This window comes from Ensifer adhaerens (assembly GCF_002940685.1).
GTDB classification, from domain to species: Bacteria; Pseudomonadota; Alphaproteobacteria; order Rhizobiales; family Rhizobiaceae; genus Ensifer; species Ensifer adhaerens_E.
The window spans coordinates 421,701-447,492 of sequence record NZ_PNFP01000001.1 but is presented as its reverse complement, the minus strand read 5'-3'; the positions used below and the strand labels follow the sequence as shown (position 1 = coordinate 447,492).

The window sequence follows — 25,792 nt, the reverse complement described above, 5'->3', positions numbered from 1 at the left end:
CGGGCGGCGAGTCGTCTTTGCCGGCAACCTGCCGTCAGCCCTCGTCGCCGACGAAACGGTAGCCGACGCCCGGCTCCGTGCGGATGATCCTCGGATCGGCCGGGTCACGCTCGATCTTGCCGCGCAACTGGCCGATGAAGACGCGCAGGTAATGCAGGTCTTCGCCATGGGCGACACCCCAGACCGAGGTGAGCAGCGTCTTGTGCGTGACGACGCGGCCGGCGTGATGCGCCAGCATCACCAGCAGGTCGTATTCCTTCGGCGTCAGGCGGACCGGTTCACCGTCCTTCGTCACCACACGCTTGATCGTGTCGATCGCCACGCCATCAGCGGAAAGCTGCGTCTGGCCGCCTTCCATCTGGACGCGATGGCGAAGGGCCGCGCGGATGCGGGCGGTCAGTTCGCCGATACCGAAGGGCTTTTCGATGTAATCGTCGGCACCGAGATCGAGTGCGGCGATCTTTTCGCTTTCCCGGTCGCGGGCCGAGAGAATGATGATCGGCACCTGCGACCAGCCGCGCAGGTTGGCGATGACCTCCTTGCCGTCCATGTCCGGCAGGCCGAGGTCGAGGATGACGACATCCGGCGCCATCGTCGCGGCCGCCTTCAGCGCCTCGGCGCCGGTCATCGCCTCGCGGACGTCATAGCCGGCAGCGCTCAGCGCCGGCTTCAGGAAACGCTGGATCTGGGGTTCGTCATCGACAACGAGGATGCGCTCCACGCTCATGCACGGTCCTTTTCGGAAATTTCAGCCTTGGCAGCGGGAAAGCGCATGGAAATGCGCGTGCCGCGGCGGCGGAGCGCCGGGCTTTCCGCCTTGATCTGTCCGCCCATGGCCTCGACGAAGCCCTTGGCGATTGAAAGCCCGAGCCCCGTTCCCGGCGTTCGGCCATCGGCCTTGCCGCGGCGGAAGAATTTCTCGAAGACCTGCTCGAGATCCTTCGGCGGGATACCCTTGCCGAGGTCGGTCACCGACAGCACGATGTCATTGCCTTCGGCGCGGGCATAGATGCTGATCGGCTCATCGCCGCCGTATTTGTTGGCATTGTCGAGCAGGTTGAAGAGCACCTGGCCGAGCAGCACGCTGTCGCCGCGCATCAGGGGCAAGTCGGGCGCGATGCTCGTTTCGACCTCGCGATCCGGGAAGTACTTGCGGGCGCGATCGACGGAGGCGCGCACGACGTCGGCGACATCGACCCAATCGCGCTTGGCGTTGACGGTGCCGGCCTCGATCCGGGTCATGTCGAGCAGATTGGCGACAAAGCGCGTCAGCCGGCCGCCCTCCTCCTCGATCGACTGCAACAGGTCGTCGCGGCTTTCCGGTGGCATGCGATCGCCGAGCTGGCGCAGGCTGGTGACGGCGCCGGTGATGGTCGCAAGCGGGGTCCTCAGATCGTGCGAAATGGACGACAGAAGAGCGGCGCGAAAGCGCTCGCCTTCGAGCTTTGCCGCCTGGTCGAGGCTTTCGCGCGAAAGGCGCGCCCGGTCGACGGCGATCGCCGTCTGGTCGAGGATTGCGGCGAGCGCCCGCTCCTCGTTGATCTCCAGCGGCTTGTCCGCCTGGACGAAGCCGCAGACGCCGACGACGCCGTGCGGGCTCGTCAGCGGCCGGAAATGGAAGGGGCTGTTCGGCAGCGTGCCCGTGCCGTTGCCGGCCGGCTCACGTTTGTCCATCGCCCAGCGCGCCGCCATGATGTCGGTGACGTCGAGTTCGGTATCCGGCGGCCAGGCCGCCTTCAGCTGCAGGTCTCCGTCCTCAGGCAGAAGCAGCGCCGAACTGCGTTTCAGCGTCGATTGCATCTGCGTCACCGCCGCCCAGAGCACGTCGTCGGCCTTGGCCGTGCCGGAGAGCTTGCGGGAAAAGTCGTAAAGCGCCTGGGTCGCGGCCGCGCGCTGGCGTGCCGATTTCGCCTGCTCACGCACCCGCGAGGCGAGGCTGCCGGCAAGAGCAGCCGCGACCAGGAAGATCACGAGCGCGAACACCTCATGCGGCTCGGCGATCGTGAAGGTGCCGGTCGGCTTGATGAAGAAGAAATTGTAGGCAAGCACCGAAAACAACGCCGCCGCGATCGCTGCGATGTGACCGGCATAGGTCGCCGAGGCCAGCACTGCGAGCAGATAAAGCAGCGAGATGTTGGGCAGGACGACGAAACGGCCAAGCAGCAGGCCAACGGCGGTCGAGACGACGACCGACCCGGCGGCGATGCCGATGGCCCGCCCGGTTCCCGGCGGCAGCGTCCGTTTCATCTTCGATCGCGGCTTGACGGGCACCGCCTCGCGATCGGTCACAAGGTGAATGCCGATGCCGGACACGCGCTCGGCCAAGGCGTCGGGAAGCGACTGGCGAAACAGCCGCATCGGGAACGGCTGGCGGCGCGCGCCGATGACGATCTGCGTCGCGTGTTCCCGGCGCGCGAGCTTCAGGATTTCCTCGACGAAGTCGTTGCCGATAATACGGCGGGTTTCGGCGCCGAGCTGTTCGGCAAGACGGAAAGTCTCGTCAAGCCGGCGCACGTCGTCGCCGTCGCCGCTTTCGCGGTCGGCACGCTCGATGAAGACGACGATCCAGGGAGCGTTCAAGCCTTCGGCGAGCCGGCTCGCCGTGCGGACCACCTTCTCCGACAAGGGATCTGAACCAATGCAGACAAGCAGGCGCTCCCCGCTTGCCCAGACGCCTTCGATCGCGTTCTGCTTGAGATAGTCGACCATCTGGTCGTCAACCCGGTCGGCCGTGCGGCGAAGCGCCAGCTCGCGCAGTGCCGTCAGGTTGCCGAGCCGGAAGAAGCGATCCGTGGCGCGCTTGGCACTGTCCGGCAGGTAGACCTTGCCTTCCTTCAGGCGCTCGATCAATTCGGCCGGCGGCAAGTCGACGAGCAACACTTCATCGGCACGTTTCAGCACCGTATCCGGCACCCGCTCGCGCACCGGCACGCCGGCAATCTGCGCAACCACGTCGGAAAGGCTTTCCAGGTGCTGGATGTTGAGCGCGGTCCAGACGTCGATGCCGGCCGCGATCAGTTCTTCAATGTCCTGGTAGCGCTTCGGGTGCCGGCTGTCGGCCGGATTGCTGTGGGCCAGCTCGTCGACGACGATAATCTTCGGCCGACGCGCAAGCGCTGCGTCCAGGTCGAACTCGGAAAGCATGCGGCCGCGATGGTTCACATCGCGGCGCGGCAGGATCTCCAGTCCATCGATAAGTGCCGCTGTCTCGCTGCGGCCATGGGTTTCGACCAGCCCGATGACGATATCGACCCCATCCTGTTTCAGCCGCCGGGCCCGCGACAACATCGCATAGGTCTTGCCGACGCCGGGCGCGGCGCCGAGGAAAACGGTCAGTTTTCCTCGGCGATCCTGCGCGGCAAGGGCCAATAGCGCGTCTGGGTCGGGGCGACTCTTGGCGTCGCGATCACTTTCGGGCATTCAATGTCTCAGGCGTGCGGTGTCAGGTTCGGGGCGCATCCAGGGCCAGGTTGAGTTCTAGCACATTGACGCGCGGCTCGCCTACGACCCCGAACAGCCGATCCTCGGTCGCCTTGTCGACCAAAGCGGCGACGTCCGCTTCGCTGAGACCACGCGCCTTGGCAACCCTGGCGACCTGCGCCTGAGCGAAGGCCGGGGTGATATGCGGGTCGAGCCCGGACCCGGAGGTCGTTGCCGCATCGGCGGGAATTTCACCGGTGAAGCCGGCGCCCTTCAGGCGCTCGACATCGGCCGCAACGCGATCCCTGAGCTTGACCGAGGTGGTTCCGAGGTTGGAGCCGCTCGAGCCGCCGGCATTGTAGGCCTCCGGCCCGGTCGCGGACGGACGCGGCCAGAAATATTTGTCGGAGGTGAAGTTCTGGCCGATCAGTTCGGAGCCGATGAGGGTACCGTCCTTCTCGATCAGGCTGCCGTTTGCCTGTGCCGGCATCAGCACCTGCGACGCGCCGGTGATCGCAAAGGGATAGGCAAGGCCGGTGATCGCGGTCAGAAGCACGATCATCACGATGGCGGGGCGAATTTGGTTCAGCATGGTTACACCAGATTGAGTGCGTTGACGGCAAGGTCGACGAGCTTGATGCCTGCGAAAGGCAGGAGAATGCCGCCAAGACCGTAGACAAGGAGGTTGCGGCGCAGAAGCGCTGCGGCACCCACCGGCCGGTACTTGACGCCCTTCAGCGCCAGCGGGATCAGCGCGACGATGATCAGCGCGTTGAAGATCACAGCCGACAGGATCGCCGATTGCGGCGAAGCAAGGCCCATGACGTTGAGCGCGGCAAGGGCCGGATAGGTGGTGATGAACAGCGCCGGGATGATGGCGAAGTACTTTGCCACGTCGTTGGCGATCGAAAACGTCGTCAGCGAGCCGCGGGTCATCAGCAGCTGCTTGCCGATCTCGACGATCTCGATGAGCTTCGTCGGGCTCGAATCGAGGTCCACCATGTTGGCGGCCTCGCGGGCAGCCTGGGTGCCGGTCTGCATGGCGACGCCGACGTCGGCCTGGGCGAGTGCCGGTGCGTCGTTGGTGCCGTCGCCGCACATGGCGATCAGGCGGCCGCCCTGCTGCTCCTTGCGGATGTAGGCAAGCTTGTCTTCAGGCGTTGCCTCCGCAAGGAAGTCGTCGACACCGGCTTCCGACGCGATCGCCGCAGCGGTCACCGGGTTGTCGCCCGTCACCATCACGGTGCGGATACCCATGGCGCGAAGAGCAGCGAAGCGCTCCTTGATGCCCGGCTTGACGACGTCCTTCAGGTGGATGACGCCGAGCAGGCGCGGACCATCGGCGACGGCAAGCGGCGTGCCGCCGGTGCGCGCCACCTGGTCGACGGCGCGGCGAAACTCGCTCGGCACGTTCTCGTCGCGGATGCCAGTGAACTTCAGGATCGAGTCGACGGCGCCCTTGCGCAGCCGGCGACCGCCGAAGTCGACGCCCGAGAGCCTCGTTTCCGCGGCAAACGGGATGACAGCGTCGATCCGCGTTGCGCCAGCCTGGCTGGCGCCACCACCGACGGCAAGCGCCACGACCTCGCCCTTGCCCGATTCGGGGAGCGAGACATTGGGCGCCTGGCGGCCGAACTCACCGGTCGCGAGCGCTGCGATCGAGCGGCCCTCGGGCGTTTCGTCGGCGAGGCTCGCGAGCAGTGCCGCATCGGCAAGTTCCGCTTCGCTGACACCGGGCACCGGCATGAAGTCGGCGGCCATACGGTTGCCGAACGTGATGGTGCCGGTCTTGTCGAGCAGCAGCGTATCGACGTCGCCGGCGGCCTCGACGGCGCGGCCGGAGGTGGCGATGACGTTGAAGCGCACCAGACGGTCCATGCCGGCGATACCGATGGCCGAAAGCAGGCCACCGATGGTGGTCGGGATCAGGGTTACGAGCAAGGCTGCAAGCACGGTGACCGAGAGAACGGTACCGGAATAACCGGCAAGACCCCAGAGCGTGACGACGGCCACCAGGAAGATCAGCGTCAAACCCGAAAGCAGGATCGACAGGGCGATCTCGTTCGGGGTCTTCTGGCGCTGGGCGCCTTCGATCAGCGCGATCATGCGGTCGACGAAGGTGTTGCCAGGTGCCACGCCGATGCGGACCTTGATCCAGTCGGAAAGCACCTGCGTGCCGCCGGTGACGGCCGAGCGGTCGCCGCCGGATTCGCGGATGACCGGCGCCGATTCACCGGTGATCGCGCTTTCGTTGACCGAGGCGACGCCTTCGACAACCTCGCCGTCGCCGGGGATCAGTTCGCCTGCCTCGACGAGCACGAGATCGCCGACCTTCAGCGAAGTCGCCGGGATCGTCTGGGTCTCGCGGCCTTCGGCGGAGACGAGCTTGCGCGCCGTCAGCTCGGACTTGGTACGGCGCAGGCTGTCGGCCTGGGCCTTGCCGCGCCCTTCGGCGACGGCTTCGGCAAAGGTGGCAAACAGCACCGTGAACCACAGCCAGGCGGCGATCTGCCCGGAGAAGAGCGGGCTGCCGGTGCCGGTGGCGATGTCGCGGATGAAGAGAGCGGTGACCACGGCCGCAACCACTTCCGTGACGAAAATCACCGGGTTGCGCACGAGCTGGCGCGGGTCGAGCTTGACGAACGCCGCCTTGATCGCCGGCAGGAGGATGGCCGGGTCCAGAAGACTAGGAGCGACTGGTTTGGAAGACATGTGTCGAATTCCTTTAGAAGGTCTGACCGGCAAGCATCGAGAAATGCTCGACGATGGGACCAAGAGCGAGCGCCGGGAAGAACTGCAGCCCGCCGAGAATGAGGATGATGCCGACAAGCAGGCCGACGAAGAGCGGCGTGTCGGTCGGGAAGGTGCCCTTGGAGGCCGGCACGCGGGTCTTGACTGCGATCGAGCCGGCGATCGCCATCACCGGAACGGCATAGGCGAAGCGGCCGAGCAGCATCGCGAGACCGAGCGTGGTGTTGTACCAGGGCGTATTGCCGGTGAGGCCGCCAAAGGCCGAGCCGTTGTTGCCGGCCGCCGACGTAAAGCCGTAGAGGATTTCCGACAGCCCGTGCGGGCCCGCCGTACCTACGCTCGCAACGGCGAAGGGCAGCATGGCCGAGACGGATGTGAAGCCGAGGATCGTCACCGGCAGGATGAGGACCGCGAACATCGCGTACTTCATCTCGCGGCTCTCGATCTTCTTGCCGAGCAGTTCCGGCGTGCGGCCAACCATCAGGCCGGCGACGAAGACGGCGAGGATCGCAAAGACGACCATGCCGTAGAGACCGGAACCGACGCCGCCGGGCAGAACTTCGCCGAGCTGCATCAGGAACATCGGCACGAGACCGCCAAGACCGGTGAACGAACCGTGCATGCCGTTGACGCCACCGTCCGACAGGCCGGTCGTGACCGCCGCGTAGAGCGCCGTCATTGCCTGGCCGAAGCGGACTTCCTTACCTTCCATGTTGCCCTGGGCCGCATCGAGACCGAGTGCGGTCAGGATCGAGTTGCCCTGGGCTTCCGCCCAGTAGACGACGGCGACGCCCGAGATCAAAAGGATCGCGGTGACGGCGATGAAGGCCCAGCCCTGGCGGCGGTTACCGACCATCTGACCGAAGGTGTAGACGAGCGCTGCCGAGATCGACAGCATCGAGAAGATGTTGAGGTAGTTGGAGAACGCCGTCGGGTTCTCGAACGGATGGGCGGCGTTGACGTTGAAGAAGCCACCGCCATTGGTGCCGAGCTGCTTGATCGCTTCCTGGCTCGCAACCGGACCGACCGAGATCGTCTGCTTGGCGCCTTCGAGCGTCGTTGCCGTCAGGTCGGCGTTGAAGGTCTGCGGCAGGCCGGACCAGACCATGGCAAGGGCCATGACGACGGCGATCGGCAGAAGCACGTAGAGCGTCGAACGGGTGAGGTCGACCCAGAAATTGCCGACGGTCGAGGCGTTGGAGCGGGCAAAGGCGCGAGTGACGGCGAGCGCCATGGCGATGCCGGTCGCAGCCGAGACGAAATTGTGCACCGTCAGGCCGGCCATCTGGCTGAAATGGCTGAGCGTGGTTTCGCCGCCGTAGTTCTGCCAGTTGGTGTTGGTGACGAAGCTCACCGCCGTATTGAAGGCGAGATCGGAAGGCATGCCGGCGAACCCTTGAGGGTTCATCGGCAGATAGGCCTGCAGCCTCAGGATCGCATAGAGCGAGACGAAGCCGACGAGGCTGAAGGCGAGCATCGACATCGTATAGGCGAGCCAGCCCTGTTCCTTCTTGGGATCGACGCCGGCGGCGAGATAGAGGCCGCTCTCGACGGGGCCGAGGACGGGCGAAAAGACGTTGCGTTCACCGGAGAAGACCCGCGCCATGTAAAGCCCCAATGGCTTGATGACGATCAGGACGGCGATGAAGAGGAGGCTGATCTGCAGCCACCCGATGATAGACATGAGGATTTCTCCGCTGGATCACAACGACTTTGGGCCGCGTCGGCCCAAACTCACCGTGACCTCTTCTGGTTGGCTAGAGCGTCAGAACCGTTCCGGGCGAACGAGGGTGACGACGAGGTAGGCCGCAAGTGCTACGGCGACGGCGAGACCGATCAGGGCTTCGAACATAACGCCCTCCTAAAGCCGGCTCAGCGCGCGCGCATAAAGCGCAAACACGACAAAGCCGCCGATGCCGGCGGCGAGGAAAAGAACATCGGACATGCAAATTCTCCGGACTGTTGAGGTCCGGATCTTGGACCCGCAGCGGGTCAATTATCGATTGCGATGGTCGGAAGGAGGCGTAAGGAAAAGATAAAGACGCCTGACGGGCTGGTCACCGGCAGCGGGTGGCACCCGGCGCGCAGATCTGCCTGGCTGGAAAACGCCTGGCGCTTCAGGGAGCCGAGCCGGCCGGCCGCCGGATGCCGACGGCCGATCGAGGGTGCGGTCAGCCCTTGATAATGTGGTCGACGCCCGTTTCGGTGGGCGTGGCGACTTCGCGCATCCACTCACGCCAGATGGCGACGAGCAGCGCCATCAGCACCGGGCCGACGAAGAGGCCGAGGAAACCCATGGTCTTCACCCCGCCGACGAGGCCGAAGAAGGTCGGCAGGAAGGGGAGCTTGATCGGGCCGCCGACGAGGCGCGGGCGCAGCGTCTTGTCGACGATGAAGAGTTCGGTCGTGCCCCAGGTGAACAGCGCCAGACCGTGAATGGGTGAGCCGCTGGCGACAAGATAGACCGAAACCAGGGTGAAACAGAGCGGCGCACCGCCGGGGATGAGCGCCATCAGGCCGGTGATGATGCCAAGGGTTACCGGCGACGGCACGCCGGCGAGCCAATAGGCAACACCGAGCACGATACCCTCGCCGATGGCGATGATGCCCATGCCGGTCACGGTCGAGCTGATCGTCAGCGGCACGACCCGCGACAGCCGTTCCCAGCGCATCGGGAAGATGCGCTCACCGAGGCGATCGAGCTGGCCGGAGAAAGACTGTCCGTCGCGATAGACGAAGAACAGCGTGATCAGCATGAACAGCAGCGTCAGGAAGGCATGGAACGTCGAGGCACCGACGACCAGGACGCCGCGGTAGATGTTGCCGATGTTGGAACCGCTGACAAGCTGGACCAGTTCGCCGAGTGCGCCCGGGTGGCCGATATGCTTGACCCATTGCTCGCCAAGCCAGACACCGGCAATCGGAATGCTCGACAGCCATGCGGGCACGACGGCACCGTTGGCATTGGTCTCGACGGCCCAGACGACCCAGTCGCGCACTTCGTCGACCGCATAAACGGCCGCGATCGAGATCGGGACGACGATGAAGGAAATGACGCAGACAAGCGCGATGCTGGCGGCCAGCGTCCGGTTGCCGTTCACGCCGGCAAGCAGCCGGCGATAAATCGGCCAGCTGGCAAAGCCGATGACGACGGCGGCCAGCACCGGCACGACGAAACCATGGAAGAAGTAGACGCCGGCAAGCAGAACGAAGACCAGCATCCAGCGGGCTGCGGTCATGGGGCCGACCAGGGCGTGGCGCGAAATAGCCGTTTGCCCGAGGAGCCTCGGCTCCACGACAAAATTCTCTCGTTCACGATTGCCCAATTGCACCAATGATCCTCCGTCTTTCGACGAGCTTACAACAATCCCGAGGCCTTGCCAGCCTGTCTGACGCCCAAGCGCCGCCCTTTGCCCCTGCTTTACGGTAGTTTCAGGGCCAAGATCGACGCTAGCGGCGGGACATGACAGAAAAATTTAGGAGGGTACAGGAGCCTCCGGCCTTCTTTCGATGGGCCGGTCATTCCGCCGCAGGTTTTGCAGCCATACGGGCAGGCTGTGCGCGATCGACGAAGACCGAGGCGAGAAAGATACCGAAGCCGGCCACGCCGAGAACCGCGCCGACGAGACCGGTGGAGGTCCAGCCGTAACCCGCCGCGATCGAAACGCCGCCCAGCCAGGCGCCGAGTGCGTTGGCGAGATTGAAGGCGGAGTGGCTAAGGGCCGCGGCCAAGGTCTGAGCTTCGCCCGCGACATCCATCAGCCGCGTCTGCACGCCCGGAACGACGGCAAAGCCGCCGCCGATGAAGAGGACGTTGACGATGGCGATCCATGGATTACCCATGGTGAAATAGAAGAGCACATAGGCAAAGATGTTGAAGACGATGGCGATGCCGATCGCAGGCAGCAGCGCCCAGTCGGCAAGCCGCGCGCCGACGATGTTGCCGAGGATCATGCCGGCGCCAAAGACCGAAAGCATGATTGGCACGTTGGCAAGCGAAACACCGGCGACCTCGGTCAGTGCCGGCGTGATGTAGCTGAAGACGGCGAACATGCCGCCGCAGCCGATGGCGCAGATACCGAGCATCAGCCAGACCTGCAACTTGCCGAGCGCACCCAGTTCGCGAAGCGGCGTCGCCTTCGGGTTGCCCTTGTCCCTCGGCACGTGGACGAAGGTGAGCGCCATGGTCAGGAGGCTGATGGCACCGACGATCGCGAAGGCGGAGCGCCAGCCGAGCGCCTGGCCGAACCAGGCGACGAGCGGGGTGCCGAAGAGGGTGGCGATGGTCAGCCCCATCATTACCCGGCCGACGGCGCGGGCCCGCTGGTTCGGCGCCGCAAGGCCGGCGGCCACCAGCGCAGCCACGCCGAAATAGGCGCCATGCGGCAGGCCGGCGAAGAAGCGCGCGGCAATCAGCGTGTAGAAATCCGGAGCGATCGTGCTCGCAAAATTGCCGATCGCAAAAACCAGCATCAGGACCAAAAGCACCCGGAAGCGCGAGAAGCGGGCGGCGAGCACCGCGATCAACGGCGCACCGACGACGACGCCGAGCGCATAGGCGCTGATGACCCAGCCGGCCTGGGGCACCGAAACCGATACGTCTTCGGCAACCTGCGGCAGGAGTCCCATGATCGCGAATTCGCCGGTGCCGATCCCGAAGCCGCCGACGGCGAGCGCCACTTCGGCGGCGGAAACGCGGGCCCGGCGCGGATCGACGGCAGAGGAGAAGGCTTCGTCACACATGGGTTCACTCATGGCAATGGCCAGTGTCGCCGGGCCTTGCGGCCGGAGAAAAATCTGGGGGATATGTCGGCGGATGTTGAATTGGAGCAACAGCGATATGCTGCAATGCAATACAGGTTTTTCCCGCGGCAGGCAAAGCTTTTGCGGTTCTCGTCATACTTTTCCGCGAGGGTCGCCGGCGCCTGTTAACCGTAAGCTCAGTTGACGTTTACGTCAAAGTTATATAATCCCGAATCTCAGCTTGAAGAGGTGTCGCAAAAGCATCATCTTCATCGGCATGAGAGGATCTGGAGGGATTTTCTCAGGCCGCGATCAGGCCAGCCTGTGGCGACCAGAGGGAGAGAGGTCATGGCGGAAGTCAGCGCACAACAGACGGGTATCAGCCCAGGCAAGATCTGGCTGAAATCCTATCCACCCGGAATAGCCGCCGAAATTGGCCCCCTGCCCTACAAGTCGATCGGCGAATTCTTCGACCATGCCGTCGCCCGCTATTCGAACCGCCCGGCCTTCACCTGCATGGGCAAGACGCTGAGCTTTGCCGATCTCAACGCCCAGTCCGCCAAAATCGGCGCCTGGCTGCAATCGCTCGGCCTTGCCAAGGGCGACCGCGTCGCGGTGATGATGCCGAACATCCTGCAGAACCCGGTCATCGTCTACGGCATCCTCAGGGCCGGCTTCACCGTCGTCAACGTCAACCCGCTCTACACGCCGCGCGAGCTGCAGCACCAGCTCACCGATTCCGGCGCCAAGGCGATCTTCGTTCTGGAGAACTTCGCGCACACCGTGCAGCAGGTGGTCGACAAGACCTCGGTCAAGCACGTCGTCGTCGCGACCATGGGCGACATGCTCGGCCTGAAGGGCGCGATCGTCAATCTGGTGGTCCGCCGGGTCAAGAAGCTGGTTCCCGCCTGGTCGATCCCCGGACACCTTTCGTTCAAGGACGTCCTTGCCAAGGGCGGGCGAGCCAAGCTGACGAAGCCCAACGTCGCCGCCAGCGACGTCGCCTTCCTGCAATATACCGGCGGCACGACGGGCGTCTCGAAGGGCGCGACGCTCACCCATTCGAACCTGCTGTCGAACATGGCGCAGATGGAAATCTGGTTTCAGACGGCGTTCCGCTCGCGCGCCCGGCCGGACAATCTCGTCTTCATGTGCGCGCTGCCGCTCTACCATATCTTCGCGCTGACGGTGAATTCGCTGATGGGCCTTGCCACCGGCGGCAACAACATCCTGATCCCCAATCCGCGCGACATTCCGGGCTTCGTCAAGGAACTCGGCAAGTACAAGACCAATATCTTCCCGGGCCTCAACACGCTGTTCAACGCGCTGATGAACAATGCGGAGTTCCAGAAGCTCGACTTCTCGTCGCTGATGCTGACCTTTGGCGGCGGCATGGCGATCCAGCGTCCGGTGGCGGAGCGCTGGAAACAGATGACCGGCTGCTCGATCGCCGAAGGCTACGGCCTGTCGGAGACCTCGCCGGTGGCAACAGCCAACATTCTCGACGCAACCGAATTCACCGGCACGATCGGCATGCCGATCCCGTCCACCGACGTGGAAATCCGCGACGACCAGGGCAACACGCTGGCGATCGGCGAGGTCGGCGAGATCTGCATCCGTGGTCCGCAGGTGATGGCCGGCTACTGGCAGCGCCCGGACGAAACCGCCAAGGCGATCTCGCCGGACGGCTTCTTCCGCTCGGGCGACATCGGCTTCATGAACGCCGACGGTCTCGTCAAGATCGTCGACCGCAAGAAGGACATGATCCTGGTCTCGGGTTTCAACGTCTTCCCGAACGAGATCGAGGAGGTGGCGATGACCCATCCGGGCATCCTCGAATGCGCGGCGATCGGCATTCCGGACGAGCATTCCGGCGAAGCGGTGAAGCTCTTCGTGGTCAGGAAGGACCCCTCGCTGACGGAAGAGGAGGTCAAGCGCCATTGCGCCGCCAACCTGACCAACTACAAGCGCCCGCGGTTCGTCGAATTCCGCACCGAACTGCCGAAGACCAATGTCGGCAAGATCCTGCGCAAGGATCTGCGCGGGTAAACTACTGCAAAATTCAAACGATTTAAAAAATCCTGAAAACCGCCGCTTTGGCGGTTTTCCAGTCTTGATTTGGTCCACTTAAAGCGAATAGCTACGCAGGCGATTGTCCGACACCCCTGTCCGACCAAGGAGCCCCGCGATGAAAGCGCTTGTCGACCAACTCAAAGCAACTGCCGCCGAGACCAACGCAACCGATATCCGCGCGGCCTTCGCCAGCGACGCCGGGCGCTTCCAGCGTTTCAGCACCACGCTCGGCGATCTCTTGTTCGACTATTCGAAATGCGCCGTCAACGACAAGGTGCTGGATGGCCTCGAGGCGCTCGCCAAGGCGGCAAAAGTCGAGGAGAAGCGCGACGCCATGTTCCGCGGCGACATCATCAACATCACCGAGGAGCGCGCCGTACTGCACACGGCGCTGCGCAACCGCGGCAACCGCCCTATCCTCGTCGACGGCAAGGACGTGATGCCCGACGTCAACGGCGTGCTCGCCGCCATGGGCGCCTTTGCCGACGGCATCCGCTCCGGCGCACTCAAGGGTGCCACGGGCAAGAAGATCACCGACGTCATCAACATCGGCATCGGCGGCTCCGACCTCGGCCCGGTCATGGCGACGCTGGCGCTTGCGCCCTTCCATGACGGTCCGCGCCTCCACTTCGTTTCCAACATCGACGGCGCCCATATCGCCGATACGCTGAAACTGGTCGACCCGGAAACCTCGCTCTTCATCATCGCCTCGAAGACCTTCACCACCATCGAGACGATGACCAATGCGGCGACCGCGCGCGCCTTCATCGCCGACAAGCTCGGCGAGGCCGCCGTCGGCCACCACTTCGCCGCCGTTTCGACCGCACTCGACAAGGTCGCCGCCTTCGGCATCGATGAGGCGCGCGTCTTCGGTTTCTGGGATTGGGTCGGCGGCCGCTACTCGATCTGGTCGGCAATCGGCCTGCCGTTGATGATCGCCGTCGGCAAGGAGAATTTCGGCCGCTTCCTCGATGGCGGCCATGCCATCGACGAGCATTTCCGCACGGCGCCGATCCGGCAGAACATTCCGGTTCTGCTCGGCCTCCTCGGCTTCTACCACCGCAACGTGCTCGGCTACCCGTCGCGCGCGATCCTGCCCTACGACCAGCGCCTGTCGCGCTTCCCCGCCTACCTGCAGCAGCTCGACATGGAATCGAACGGCAAGGCGGTGACGCTCGACAGCACGCCGGTCGACTATTCGACCGGCCCGGTCGTCTGGGGCGAGCCCGGCACCAACGGCCAGCACGCCTTCTACCAGCTCATCCACCAGGGCACGGACATCATTCCCGCCGAGTTCATGATCGCCGCCAACGGCCATGAAAAGGACCTGCGTCACCAGCACGAACTGCTGATCGCCAATTGCCTGGCGCAGTCGGAGGCGCTGATGAAGGGCCGCACGCTGGCTGAAGCCAAGGCGCAGCTCACCGCCAAGGGCATGGCCGAGGCCAAGGCCGACAAGATCGCCCCGCACCGGGTCTTCACCGGCAATCGTCCGTCGCTGACGATCGTGTACGACCAGCTCGATCCCTTTGCGCTCGGCCGCCTGATCGCGCTCTACGAGCACCGCGTCTTCGTCGAAGGCGCGCTCTTCAACATCAACTCCTTCGATCAGTGGGGCGTCGAGCTCGGCAAGGAACTGGCAACCGGTCTGCTGCCTGTCGTCGAAGGCAAGGAGAGCGCCGCCGGCCACGATTCATCGACGGCGGGCCTGGTGGCAGCCCTCTTGAAGGCGGCCCGTTAAATCAAACAGCTGAGGCGAAAGGCGCGGATCGCGCCTTTCGCCCTCTCCCCAGCCGCAGAGCGCAGGCCGGCACCGGAATCGCGATTGACGAGAATTATTTATCGTTTTACGATAAAAATCCAAGTCAACCGATAGGGGATTCTCTATGACGGACGCCGCCAGGAGGCTGCGCAAGCTCAGCCGCTTCATGAAGGTCATGATCGTCTTGGGTGGCGCGCTGTTTTGTTCCGCCATCGTCTACATGCACTGGCAGATCCTTTTCGACCGTCAAGGGTTCGAGCAGGGCATTCGCGATGTCGTCTTCCCCCGCATGGCAGCGATCACCCTTTCCTACCGCGCCATCGCCACGGTCATCTTCCTGACGGCCATCAACAATGCGCTCATCATCGCCGGCCTCGCCTTTGCCTGGCAGCTTTTCGACAGCTTCCAGCGTGGCGAGATCCTCTCCGGCCGCAATGGCGTTCTGCTGCGCCGGGTGGGGCTGACCGCCCTCGCCGGCGCGCTCTGCATGACCGTCAGCAACGGGATCGGCATCCTCGCCGTCACCTACGACAATCCGGGCGAAACGGGCCATGCGGTGGTCTTCGACATCAATGGCGGCACCATGATCGTGCTGTTGATGGCCGGCCTCGTCGTCGGTCTTGGCCACGTGATGGTCATCGCGTCGGAGGTCGAGGCGGAGAACAGGGGCTTCGTCTAGCGCATGCCGATCGTCGTCAACCTCGATGTCATGCTGGCCAAACGCAAGGTCCGCTCACGCGACCTCGCCGAGCAGGTGGGCATCACCGAGCAAAACATCTCGCTGTTGAAATCGGGAAAGGTGAAGGGCGTGCGCTTCGATACGCTGGAGAAGATCTGCGCCGCGCTCGATTGCCAGCCGGGCGATATCCTGGAATACCGCCCGGAGCCGGAAGAGTAGGAAAAGGCTCAGAGACCGATTTCGTGTTTCCACGGCGGGTTCGCGCCGGCACGCGAAACGGTGACGGCGGCTGCCTTGGCGCCCAGCGCCAGAGCGTTGCGAACCGCCGTCTCGCTGAGATCGGCAAGGTCTGCCTTGGTCAAAAGACCGGCAAGCTTCAGCGACGCCAGCACGCCGGCATCGAAGGTGTCGCCGGCGCCGACCGTGTCGACCACCGTGACCTTTTCGCCGGCGACCTCGACCTTGTGGCGTGCTGTGTAGCCGACGGCGCCGTCGGCGCCCTTGGTGATCAGGACCAGCTTCGGTCCGCGCGCCAGCCATTCGGCGGCAAGCGCGTCGTGGCTCCCTTCCATGCCGAACCAAGCGAGGTCCTCGTCGGAGAACTTGATGATATCGGACATCGCCGCCATGCGGTTCATGCGGGCGAGATGGGCGTCCCTGTCCTTGATGAAGCCGGGGCGGATGTTCGGGTCGAAGGAGATCACCCGCTTTTCGTGTTCGCGCGTCATCAAGGCTTCATAGGTCGAGCCGCAGGGCTCGGGGATCAGGCTGATCGCGCCGAAATGCAGCGCCTCGCAGAAATCGCCAAGCGCCGGCAGATGCTCCGCCGTGATCATCCGGCCGGCGGTGTTTTCGTCGAAGAAAGCGTAGCTCGCATGGCCGTTGACAAGCTTGACGAAGGCGAGCGTCGTGTGCAGCGAGAGGGTCGCGCACGGACCGAAATCGACATTCGCCGCCTTCAGCGTCTCGCGCAGGATATCGCCGAACATGTCGTCGGAGAGGCCGGTGAAGAAGCCGGTCTGGATGCCGAGACGGCCGAGCGCGATGGCCGTGTTGAAGATCGCGCCGCCGGCATAGGGCGCAAAGGCGCTTTCCCCTGCGGTCGTGTCGCGCGGCAACATGTCGATCAACGCTTCACCGCAACATACGATCATCGGCTTCTCCTCCTCGATAGAATTTCAATCGATTTAAAAACGAAAGCTCAGAAGTTGCGAGGCCCCGGCCGAACCGGGGCCCCGTCAGAGATCATGCAAGGGCGCTCACGCCGCCGTTGCGGCCCGACCAGGCGAGCGGCGCGTTGAGGAAGGCCTCGACTTCGCCGAGCGTCTTCTCGTCGAAGAGCTTCTGCTCACGGGCGACCGCAAGCACATTGCGCCAGGTGGCGATCCAGTGCAGGTCGACGCCCTTGCCCTTCATCTCGCCGACCGCTTCCGGGAAGATGTCGTAGTAGAAGAGCGCAATGCCGTGATCGACGATGCCGCCGGCGGCGCGAATGGCATCGATGAACTTGAACATCGAACCGCCAGCCGTCGTCAGGTCCTCGATGACGAGAACGCGGGCGCCTTCCGGCATGTGGCCCTCGATCTGGGCGTTACGGCCGTGGCCCTTGGGCGCCTTGCGCACATAGATCATCGGCAGGCCGAGACGTTCGGCAAGCATGGCGGCGAAGGGAATGCCGGCGGTTTCGCCGCCTGCAACCACGTCGAACTTCTCGAAGCCGGCTTCGCGCAGGATCGACGCTGCAGCAAAATCCATGACCGCCGAACGGATGCGCGGATAGGAGATCAGCTTGCGGCAGTCGATATAGACGGGGCTCGCCATGCCGGACGACAGCTTGTAGGGCTTGTCGGCGCTGAAGTGCACGGCCTTGATCTCCCAGAGCATCTTGGCGACCAGCTCGGCCATCACGGCCTTGTCGGTGAACGCGTTGGAAAACATCAATCTCTCCTTCAAATTCTCAGGCGATCAGACGACGGCCCAGTGCAGCGGGAACATCGGATCAAAAACGGTGACCGGACCGGCGCCGGTCTCGATCTTCTTCGGATAGATGACCGCTTCGGCCTGCTTCCTGAGCGTGATCGTGTCCGCGTTGGCCGGCAGGCCGTACCAGGCGGGACCGCTCAGCGAAGCGAAGGCTTCGAGCTTGTCGAGCGCGCCTTCCTCCTCGAACACATGCGCCAGGCAGCTCATGGTGTTGATCGAGGTGTAGATGCCGGCGCAGCCGCAGGCGCATTCCTTCAGCGGGTCGACATGCGGGGCCGAGTCCGTTCCGAGGAAGAAGCGCTTGTCGCCGGAGACGGCGGCCGCGCGCAGCGCCAGGCGGTGGCTTTCGCGCTTGGCGACCGGCAGGCAGTAGTAATGCGGCTTGATCCCGCCAACCAGAATGGCATTGCGGTTGATGATCAGGTGATGGGTGGTGATCGAACCGGCGAGGTTCGCCTTGGAACCCTTGATATAGTCGATGCCGTCCTTGGTGGTGACGTGCTCCATCGTCACCTTCAGTTCCGGCAGGCGCTTGCGCAGGGGGTCGAGCACGGTCTCGATGAACACGGCCTCGCGATCGAAGATATCGACATCGGAGCTCGTGACCTCGCCATGCACGCAGAGCGGCAGGCCGATCTTCGCCATGCGCTCCAGCACCGGCATCGCCTCGTCGATGTTGCGCACGCCGCTGTGCGAGTTGGTCGTCGCGCCCGCCGGGTAGAGCTTGACCGCCTTGACGAGGCCGCTGCTGTGACCGGCTTCGACATCGTCGGGATTGGTACCTGCGGTGAGATAGAGCGTCATCAGCGGCTCGAACCGATCACCGGCGGGAACAGCCGCGAGGATGCGATCGCGATAGGCGGCAGCGTCCGCGGTCGTGACGACGGGCGGCACCAGGTTGGGCATGATGATCGCACGGGCGAAATGACGGCTGGTGTCGGCGATTACGCCCTTCAGCATGTCGCCGTCGCGCAGGTGAAGGTGCCAATCATCCGGGCGGCGGATAACGAGGTCTTGCATGGTCAGCGTTCTCCTAGGTCGGAGCGGGATGCGGGCGGATAACCGCTAAAAGTATCCCTCTCCGGTGCTCGCGCCCGATCCGCGCGCGCAGCTTTGCGAGCCGGCGGGTGCGCGGGTAGCGGGCGGTTACTCATGTGGTGGAACCGCGTCTCGATAACACCAATGCCCCCGGAAACACAATCCGCAATCCGACCATCGCTCAGAAATCCGTCAGCACCAGATCTGCGGGCCGCTGATGCTCGACCACGCGATGCGCGTTCGGGATGTCGTTGCCGAATGCCTTGCGCTTCGCCGCCTGCTCGTCATAGCCGTGATCGTACCAGCGCTGCAGCAGCCGCCGCTCCAATTCCTCGATGCCCGGATTGATGAAGATCGAGAGATCGAAAGCGCCTTCGAGCCTGTCCCACGGCGCCTCGTCGAGCAGCAGATAGTTGCCCTCCACCAGGATGATGCGCGTCTCGGGCGCGACGATGCGGGCGGAAGCGATCGCGATCTCGCGCGAGCGGTCGAAGACCGGTACCAGCACCTCGCCGTCATTGTCGCGCACCGCGGCGACCGTCGAAAGGAACGCCCTGACGTCGAAGGTCTCCGGCGACCCCTTCCGTGGGAGCAGACCTTTTTGCTCAAGAACGGCATTGTCCATGTGGAAGCCGTCCATCGGCAGTACTGCCGCCCTTTCGCCGCCGGCAACCAGGGTTTCGGCCAGCGCCCCGGCCAGCGTCGACTTGCCGGCGCCCGGCGGTCCGGCGATGGCGACGACGAAACGGGCAGCACCGGCCGCCCGTTTCAGGATCTCGCTTACGATCGGCTCGACGTTCATGCCGCAAGCGCCTCGCGCGGCGGCTCCTTCGCTCCGGTCATGAAGGCGACCGCATCCGACATCGTGTGCTCCTTCGGATTGATGACGCAGAGCCGCTTGCCGAGACGGTGAACGTGGATGCGGTCGGCCACCTCGAACACATGCGGCATGTTGTGCGAGATCAAGACGATCGGCAGTCCGCGCGAGCGCACATCGAGGATCAGCTCCAGCACGCGCCGGCTTTCCTTGACGCCGAGTGCCGCTGTCGGCTCGTCCATGATCACCACCTTGGAGCCGAAGGCTGCAGCCCGCGCCACGGCAACACCCTGGCGCTGGCCACCCGAAAGCGTTTCCACCGCCTGGTTGATGTTCTGGATGGTCATCAGGCCGAGCTCGGAGAGCTTTGCCCGCGCCTTCTGTTCCATCGCCGAGCGATCAAGCGTGCGGAACAGCTTGCCCATGAGGCCGGGTTTGCGGATCTCGCGGCCGAGAAACATGTTGTCGGCGATCGACAGCGCCGGCGACAGCGCCAGGTTCTGGTAGACCGTCTCGATGCCGGCGGAGCGTGCGTCCATCGGCGAACGGAAGTGGACTGGCTGCCCCTCCAGCCTGATTTCGCCCTCGTCCGGCGTGACGGCGCCGGAGATCGCCTTGATCATCGAGGATTTGCCGGCGCCGTTGTCGCCGATGACGGCGAGGATCTCGCCCGGATAGAGATCGAAGTCGGCATGGTCGAGGGCGGTGACGCGACCGTAGCGCTTGACGAGACCGCGGGCGGTGAGAATGGGTTCCTGAGCCATCAGCCTGCTACCTTTCTGATCCATTGGTCGATTGCGACGGCGGTGATGATCAAGACGCCGGTGAGGAACACTTTCCACTGCGGATCGGCGCCCATCATGTTGAGCCCCATGGAAACGACGCCGACGATCATGGCACCGATCAGCGTTCCAAGGATCGAACCACGGCCGCCAAAGAGCGAGATGCCGCCGATGACAGCTGCGGTGATGGCCTGCAGATTGTAGTCGGTGACGGCGGCAGACGGCGAGATCGAGCCGTTGCGGCCGATCGAGACCCAGGCGGCAAGCGCCGCGATCAGGCCAGCGAGCGTATAGGCGCTCAAGAGCACACGGCTGGTGCGGATACCCGAGAGCTTTGCCGCTTCAGGGTCATCGCCGACCGCATAGAGATGTCGTCCCCAGGCAGTGTGGTTGAGCGCATACCAGAGGCCGAAGACCAGAACGACCATCATCACCACGCCGAGCGTGAAGACGGCGGAGCCCACCTTGAAGCTGACGCCGAAGACGTGGAGCATCTGGGTGACGGCCGTGACGTCCGCCTCACGGATGGTCGCATTGGCCGAATAGATGAAGTTCGTCGACATGATCACGTACCAGGTACCGAGCGTGACGATGAACGGCGGCAGCTTGACCCGGGACACGAGGAAACCGTTGAGGAAACCGCAGGCACCGCCGACGACGAAGCCGAGGAAGATCGCGACCGGGGCGGGAAGGCCGTAGGTCACGGCGCAATTGCCCATGATGACGGCCGAAAGCACCATGATCACACCGATCGAAAGGTCGATGCCGGCGGTCAGGATCACCAGCGTCTGTGCGGCACCGAGGATACCGACGATGGCGATCTGCTGCAGAATGAGCGTCAGCGTATAGGACGAGAAGAACTTGCCTCCGATCGCGATGCCGAAGATCAGGATCGCCGCGACCAGCACGATGAACGGCACGGCCGCCGGGGTCGAATGCAGGAAATGCTGGATCTTCTGGACCGCTGTCTTGTCATGCGTATCGAACGACGCGACCTGCGTCGAACTGTTGACCAGGACTTTTTCGAATTCCTGGGATGGCTGTGCGGCTGTGTTGGGCTCGCCCATGGACCTTCCTCCCGTGAACCCCACTCCCAAGGGGTTGCGATGGCGTCGTGCACAGCCCGCCCACCAAGACGCGGGCAATAGCACTCTTTAAAAGCTGCGCGGTTTTCATCGCCTTGTCAAAGACATCGGCGCTTACGCGAAGGGCGGCCGGGGCCGCCCTTCGGTGACTGGCTCATGCGTTCGAAGCGTGGCGGCGATCAGCCCCAGCACTTCTCCGTGCCGACCTTGACGTCGATCGATTCAACGCCGGCGGCCGGCTTGTCGGTGACGAGCGAAACGCCGGTGTCGAAGAAGTCCTTGCCTTCGGTCGGCTTCGGCTTTTCGCCGGTGTCGGCGAACTTCTTGATCGCCTCGATGCCGAGAGCCGCCATCATCAGCGGGTACTGCTGCGAGGTCGCGCCGATGACGCCTTCGGCGACCGACTTGACGCCCGGGCAACCGCCGTCGACCGAGACGATCAGCACGTCCTTTTCCTTGCCGACGGCTTTCAGCGCCTGATAGGCGCCGACGGCGGCCGGCTCGTTGATCGTGTGGATGACGTTGATCTCAGGGTCCTTCTGCAGAAGGTTCTCCATCGCCTTGCGGCCGCCTTCTTCGTTGCCGTTGGTGACGTCGTGGCCGACGATGCGCGGGTCATCCTCGTCGCCGATCTTCGCCGGATCCTTCGGATCGATGCCGAAGCCGATCATGAAGCCCTGGTCGCGCAGAACGTCGACCGTTGGCTGCGACGGCGTCAGGTCGAGGAAGCCGATCTTGGCGGTCTTGGCGCCATCGCCCATGGTGGCGGCGGCCCACTGGCCGATCAGCTTGCCAGCAAGCAGGTTGTCGGTGGCAAAGGTCGCGTCGGCAGCGGTTGCCGGATCGAGCGGCGTGTCGAGCGCGATCACGAGCAGACCGGCTTCCTGCGCCTTCTTGACCTGATCGACGATCGCCTTGGTGTCGGAGGCGGCGATCAGGATGCCCTTGGCACCATCGGCAATGCAGGATTCGACCGCAGCCACCTGGCTGTCATGGTCGCCGTCGATCTTGCCGGCATAGGCCTTCAGCGTCACGCCGAGTTCCTGCGCCTTGGCGGTCGCGCCCTCCTTCATCTTGACGAAAAACGGGTTGGTGTCGGTCTTGGTAATCAGGCAGGCACCGACATCGGCGGCCTGCGCCGGCGCGGCGAAGACGACGCCAAGCGACAGCGCGCCAAAGGCTGCGGAAAGAACAGTCTTCTTCATGAAATCCTCCCAAGGATTGAAAATCGTGCCGGCGGACCGGCCCAGGCCACGCCGCCGCAGCATTCTCCTCCGCTGCAATTGGCGCTTCCGAGACAAAAACAAACACTAAATTTCCGGGGTGTCAATAAATAAATCAAATTGAATTATTATTTCGATGTGGCATTCTTGGGATGGCGCCGCTCCGGCGGAGGATTGGGGCGCGCATCAAATTGACAGAGCCGCGACAAGTGGAAACAAGAGACCTGCGCCAAGCGGGCAGCGGACGGGATGAGGAAACACACATGCGGTTTTCAACCCTGATCCCGCTCCATTCATGATCCAATGCCAACGGGAGGAGACGGTGGCATGTCACTGACAGACGGTCCCGATCGGGGACCGAGCCAACCTGAGGTCATCGACCCGAGCGGCGGGGCGAACCAGACCCGCGTGCGCGCCTATAACGAGCGGCTCGTCATGTCGCTGGTCCGGCGCCATGGCGGCCTTTCCAAGGCCGACATCGCCCGGCGCTCCGGCCTTTCGGCGCAGACCGTTTCGGTGATCATGCGGGCGCTCGAGAGCGACGGCCTTCTGGTCAAGGGTGACCCCATCAGGGGCAAGGTCGGGCAACCCTCGACGCCGATGCGGCTCAATCCGGACGCGGTCTTTTCCTTCGGCGTCAAGATCGGCCGACGCAGCGCCGATCTGGTGCTGATGGATTTCGTCGGCACCATCCGGCTGCATCTGCACCATGTCCATCCCTATCCGCTGCCCGGCGATCTCGTCGACTTCATCATTTCGGGCATGGCGAAACTCGAACAGCAGCTTAACCCCGACCAGCGCAAGCGGATTGCCGGCATCGGCATCGCCACCCCCTTCGAGCTGTGGAACTGGGCGGAGGAAGTGGGCGCGCCGCGCGAAGAGATGAACAAGTGGCGCGACGTCGACCTGCAGGCGGCAGTCGCGGCCCGCACCACCTATCCGGTCTTCCTGCAGAACGACGGTACCAGCGCCTGCGGCGCCGAACTCGCCTTCGGCGTCGGCGCCAGCTATCCGGATTTCGTCTATTTCTACATCGGCTCGTTCATCGGCGGCGGCGTCGTCTTGAACTCCGCGCTCTTCTCCGGACGAACGGGGACCGCCGGCGCCGTCGGCCCGCTGCCGGTCTCGGGCAAGGACGGCAAGACCATCCAGTTGCTCAAGATCGCCTCGGTCTTCGTACTTGAAAACCTGCTGCGCGAGCGCGGCATCGACCCGCGGCCGCTCTGGTATTCGGCCGACGACTGGATCGACTTCGGCGAACCGCTCGACATCTGGATCGACGATTGCGGAGCGGCCCTCGCCCAGGCGGTCGTTTCCGCCGTTTCGATCGTCGACTTCTCGGCCGTCGTCATCGACGGCGGCTTCCCGCCCTGGGTGCGGGCGCGGCTGCTTGGCGCCACGCGCAAGGCGCTCCACGACCTCGACCTTCAGGGCGTAACCATTCCCGAACTGGTGGAAGGCATGGTCGGCAGCCATGCCCGCGCCATCGGCGGCGCGAGCCTGCCGCTCTTTTCCCGCTACCTGCTCGACACCAATGTTCTCTTCAAGGAGCTCGGCTGATGCTGAAAGGCCTGAACCCGATCCTCAGCCCCGAGCTGCTCGCAACGCTGAGAGCCATGGGCCATGGCGACGAGATCGCGCTGGTCGACGGCAACTATCCGGGCCAGGAGCATGCGCGCCGTCTCGTCCGGCTCGACGGGCATCTGCTGATCCCGGTGCTCGACGCCATCCTGAGCGTGCTGCCGATCGATGATTTCGTCCCCGAGGCGATCTTCCGCGCCACGGTCAAGCAGGACTTGGACGCGCTCGACCCGGTGCATCGCGAGATCGTCGCCTGTTGCGGCCGGCATGAGCCGAACCGCCGCGTCGTGCCGCTGCTCGGCGCCGATTTCTATCCGCGCGTCAAGGCCGCCCACACGGTGGTCCAGACCAGCGAGCCCCGTCTTTACGGCAATGTCATTCTGCGCAAGGGCGTCATCTATCCCTGAAACGCGAAAGGCCCGCCGATCGACGGCGGGCCCTTATGATGGCGGAAAGACCGGGCTCAGGCGCCGCGCTTGTCGACCGACAGGGCACCGGGGCCGAAGGCAGCGAGCACCAGGAAACCGCCGGCGATCGCGATGTTCTTCATCATCATCAGACCGTTGAAGACGGTGAGCAGGCCATTGGCTTCCGGCGGGAAGTTCGGGATGTTGATCGCGCCGCTGTGGAAGGCGAAAGCGGTGACCAGGCTGAAGGCCGCGAGCAGATAGGCGGCAATCTTCGTCTGGAAGCCGACGATAACGGCAATACCGGCAACGAGTTCGAAGAGGCCTGCGAGGTAAGCAAGTGCGGTCGCGGCCGGCCAGCCGGCGCCGGTGATCATCTGGGCGGTGCCCGAGGGATCCATCAGCTTGCTGAAACCGGACATGACGAACATGATGGAGAGCAGGACGCGTCCGACGAGGACGACAACATTCTGAGGCATGGAAGGCTCCTGTAGAGAAACGGTTGTTGGCAACAGAAGTATCAGCATTCTCAAAATCATCTAGCCGCTCCGCAAGCGACAGATCGTTCACAAAAATGAAACGCCGACGGCGCATCGTCAACCGTCCGTCGGCGGATTCTCGACGCAGAACCGCAAGGGAATACGGAACCACATCGGCAGTGCCTTGTTCTTTTCTGTTGCAACAACGAAGCGGCTGCGCGAAGAATTTCGGCGCGGCTGGGGAACGCCGCGCGGGGGCATGACATGAACGAAATCAACCGGAGCCCGACATTCTGGCGCTCGTTTCCGATCTTTGAAGAATTCGACAAGAGCTCGATTGCCGAGCTTGCCGATATCGCAACCTACAGGAAATGGCCGGCCGGCACCGTGATCTTCCAGCGCGGCGACGAAGGCAATTACATGATTGTCGTCACTTCCGGGCGCATCAAGCTTTCGCTGATAACCCCGCAGGGGCGCGAACTGATGCTGCGCCAGCATGAAGCAGGCGCGATCTTCGGCGAGATGGCGGTGCTCGACGGCCAGACCCGTTCGGCCGATGCGACGGCGATGACCGCGTCCGAAGGCTACGTGATCGGCAAGAAGGCTTTCCTCGACATCGTCACCAATCGCCGGGAGGCGGCCGAAGCGGTCATCCGTTTCCTCTGTGCCCAACTTCGCGACACGACCGAGCGGCTGGAGACCATCGCGCTTTACGACCTCAACGCCCGGGTGGCGCGTTTCTTCCTCGCGACGCTGCGGCAGATCCACGGCAACGAACTGCCGGAAAGCGCCAATCTCAGGCTGACGATGAGCCAGACGGACATCGCCGGCGTGCTCGGCGCCAGCCGGCCCAAGGTCAACCGCGCCATCCAATGGCTGGAGGAGAGCGGCGCGATCAAGCGGAACGAAGGCATCATCGCCTGCAAGGTCGGCCGCCTGCAGAGCATCGCCGACCCCGAGGAGGACTAG

The 25,792-nt window shown here is 64.1% G+C and carries 23 protein-coding genes; 7 read left to right on the top strand and 16 right to left on the bottom strand.

The features are described from left to right. Nucleotides 1-34: 34 nt before the first annotated feature. The 8 genes from C1A35_RS02275 to C1A35_RS02235 all read right to left on the bottom strand — a co-directional run bounded on the left by C1A35_RS02275 (nt 35) and on the right by C1A35_RS02235 (nt 10,926). A complete protein-coding gene (locus C1A35_RS02275; protein WP_104662727.1) occupies nt 35-727 on the bottom strand; it encodes a response regulator in 693 nt (230 codons plus the stop codon). Next, nucleotides 724-3,420, bottom strand: coding sequence for a sensor histidine kinase (locus C1A35_RS02270; protein WP_104662726.1), 2,697 nt, complete (start codon nt 3,418-3,420; stop codon nt 724-726). The genes C1A35_RS02275 and C1A35_RS02270 overlap by 4 nt, the downstream gene beginning before the upstream one ends. 22 nt (nt 3,421-3,442) lie before the next feature. Next, the gene (gene kdpC, locus C1A35_RS02265; protein ID WP_104662725.1) at nt 3,443-4,012 is read right to left on the bottom strand and encodes a potassium-transporting ATPase subunit KdpC; all 570 of its coding nucleotides are present in this window, start codon (nt 4,010-4,012) and stop codon (nt 3,443-3,445) included. Between the two features lie 2 nt (nt 4,013-4,014). Further along, complete coding sequence (gene kdpB, locus C1A35_RS02260; protein ID WP_104662724.1) at nt 4,015-6,132, bottom strand: potassium-transporting ATPase subunit KdpB; 2,118 nt, start codon at nt 6,130-6,132, stop codon at nt 4,015-4,017. Between the two features lie 13 nt (nt 6,133-6,145). After that, a complete protein-coding gene (kdpA, locus tag C1A35_RS02255; protein ID WP_104662723.1) occupies nt 6,146-7,855 on the bottom strand; it encodes a potassium-transporting ATPase subunit KdpA in 1,710 nt (569 codons plus the stop codon). Between the two features lie 81 nt (nt 7,856-7,936). After that, a complete protein-coding gene (kdpF, locus tag C1A35_RS37240) occupies nt 7,937-8,023 on the bottom strand; it encodes a K(+)-transporting ATPase subunit F (RefSeq protein WP_057248082.1) in 87 nt (28 codons plus the stop codon). A gap of 319 nt (nt 8,024-8,342) precedes the next feature. Continuing rightward, complete coding sequence (locus tag C1A35_RS02240) at nt 8,343-9,503, bottom strand: AI-2E family transporter (protein ID WP_104662918.1); 1,161 nt, start codon at nt 9,501-9,503, stop codon at nt 8,343-8,345. 187 nt (nt 9,504-9,690) lie between these two features. Next, entirely contained in the window at nt 9,691-10,926 is a 1,236-nt protein-coding gene (locus C1A35_RS02235) for an MFS transporter (RefSeq protein ID WP_104662917.1), read from the bottom strand. 336 nt (nt 10,927-11,262) lie between these two features. Here C1A35_RS02235 and C1A35_RS02230 point away from each other — a divergent pair, with 336 nt between their 5' ends. From C1A35_RS02230 to C1A35_RS02215, 4 genes are all read left to right on the top strand, one after another. Beyond that, nucleotides 11,263-12,963 (top strand): long-chain fatty acid--CoA ligase, encoded by a 1,701-nt coding sequence (locus tag C1A35_RS02230; RefSeq protein ID WP_104662722.1) that lies wholly within the window; start codon nt 11,263-11,265, stop codon nt 12,961-12,963. 139 nt (nt 12,964-13,102) lie between these two features. Further along, a complete protein-coding gene (gene pgi / locus C1A35_RS02225) occupies nt 13,103-14,728 on the top strand; it encodes a glucose-6-phosphate isomerase (protein WP_104662721.1) in 1,626 nt (541 codons plus the stop codon). Nucleotides 14,729-14,873: 145 nt separating this feature from the next. Further along, nucleotides 14,874-15,428, top strand: a complete 555-nt coding sequence (locus C1A35_RS02220) for a DUF2975 domain-containing protein (RefSeq protein ID WP_104662720.1) — start codon at nt 14,874-14,876, stop codon at nt 15,426-15,428. A 3-nt stretch (nt 15,429-15,431) separates the two neighbouring features. After that, nucleotides 15,432-15,647: a helix-turn-helix domain-containing protein gene (locus C1A35_RS02215; protein WP_104662719.1), complete on the top strand. Its 216-nt coding sequence runs from the start codon at nt 15,432-15,434 to the stop codon at nt 15,645-15,647. Between the two features lie 8 nt (nt 15,648-15,655). Here C1A35_RS02215 and C1A35_RS02210 read toward each other — a convergent pair whose 3' ends face one another. The 7 genes from C1A35_RS02210 to C1A35_RS02180 form a co-directional block, all read right to left on the bottom strand. Continuing rightward, on the bottom strand, nt 15,656-16,582 hold the full coding sequence (locus tag C1A35_RS02210; protein WP_104662718.1) for a carbohydrate kinase family protein: 927 nt from the start codon (nt 16,580-16,582) through the stop codon (nt 15,656-15,658). 91 nt (nt 16,583-16,673) lie between these two features. Continuing rightward, nucleotides 16,674-17,366: an orotate phosphoribosyltransferase gene (locus tag C1A35_RS02205; protein ID WP_043618867.1), complete on the bottom strand. Its 693-nt coding sequence runs from the start codon at nt 17,364-17,366 to the stop codon at nt 16,674-16,676. 27 nt (nt 17,367-17,393) lie between these two features. Continuing rightward, complete coding sequence (gene pyrC, locus C1A35_RS02200) at nt 17,394-18,431, bottom strand: dihydroorotase (RefSeq protein ID WP_104662717.1); 1,038 nt, start codon at nt 18,429-18,431, stop codon at nt 17,394-17,396. Nucleotides 18,432-18,630: 199 nt separating this feature from the next. After that, complete coding sequence (locus C1A35_RS02195; RefSeq protein WP_104662716.1) at nt 18,631-19,251, bottom strand: nucleoside triphosphate hydrolase; 621 nt, start codon at nt 19,249-19,251, stop codon at nt 18,631-18,633. Beyond that, nucleotides 19,248-20,030: an ATP-binding cassette domain-containing protein gene (locus C1A35_RS02190; protein ID WP_104662715.1), complete on the bottom strand. Its 783-nt coding sequence runs from the start codon at nt 20,028-20,030 to the stop codon at nt 19,248-19,250. Before C1A35_RS02190 ends, C1A35_RS02195 begins: the two co-directional genes overlap by 4 nt. Beyond that, entirely contained in the window at nt 20,030-21,115 is a 1,086-nt protein-coding gene (locus C1A35_RS02185) for an ABC transporter permease (protein ID WP_104662714.1), read from the bottom strand. The genes C1A35_RS02190 and C1A35_RS02185 overlap by 1 nt, the downstream gene beginning before the upstream one ends. Before the next feature lie 197 nt (nt 21,116-21,312). Further along, nucleotides 21,313-22,338, bottom strand: coding sequence for a sugar ABC transporter substrate-binding protein (locus tag C1A35_RS02180; protein ID WP_104662916.1), 1,026 nt, complete (start codon nt 22,336-22,338; stop codon nt 21,313-21,315). Nucleotides 22,339-22,683: 345 nt separating this feature from the next. On the opposite strand from C1A35_RS02180, the gene C1A35_RS02175 reads away from it, so the two are divergent. Together C1A35_RS02175 and C1A35_RS02170 are read left to right on the top strand one after the other, a co-directional pair. Next, nucleotides 22,684-23,916 (top strand): ROK family transcriptional regulator, encoded by a 1,233-nt coding sequence (locus C1A35_RS02175; protein ID WP_104662713.1) that lies wholly within the window; start codon nt 22,684-22,686, stop codon nt 23,914-23,916. Continuing rightward, on the top strand, nt 23,916-24,344 hold the full coding sequence (locus tag C1A35_RS02170) for an RbsD/FucU family protein (RefSeq protein ID WP_104662712.1): 429 nt from the start codon (nt 23,916-23,918) through the stop codon (nt 24,342-24,344). Before C1A35_RS02175 ends, C1A35_RS02170 begins: the two co-directional genes overlap by 1 nt. A 56-nt stretch (nt 24,345-24,400) precedes the next feature. Here the strand turns inward: C1A35_RS02170 and C1A35_RS02165 are convergent, their stop codons facing one another. Further along, a complete protein-coding gene (locus C1A35_RS02165) occupies nt 24,401-24,823 on the bottom strand; it encodes a DoxX family protein (RefSeq protein ID WP_104662711.1) in 423 nt (140 codons plus the stop codon). A gap of 264 nt (nt 24,824-25,087) precedes the next feature. Here C1A35_RS02165 and C1A35_RS02160 point away from each other — a divergent pair, with 264 nt between their 5' ends. Then, nucleotides 25,088-25,792: a Crp/Fnr family transcriptional regulator gene (locus tag C1A35_RS02160; protein WP_104662710.1), complete on the top strand. Its 705-nt coding sequence runs from the start codon at nt 25,088-25,090 to the stop codon at nt 25,790-25,792.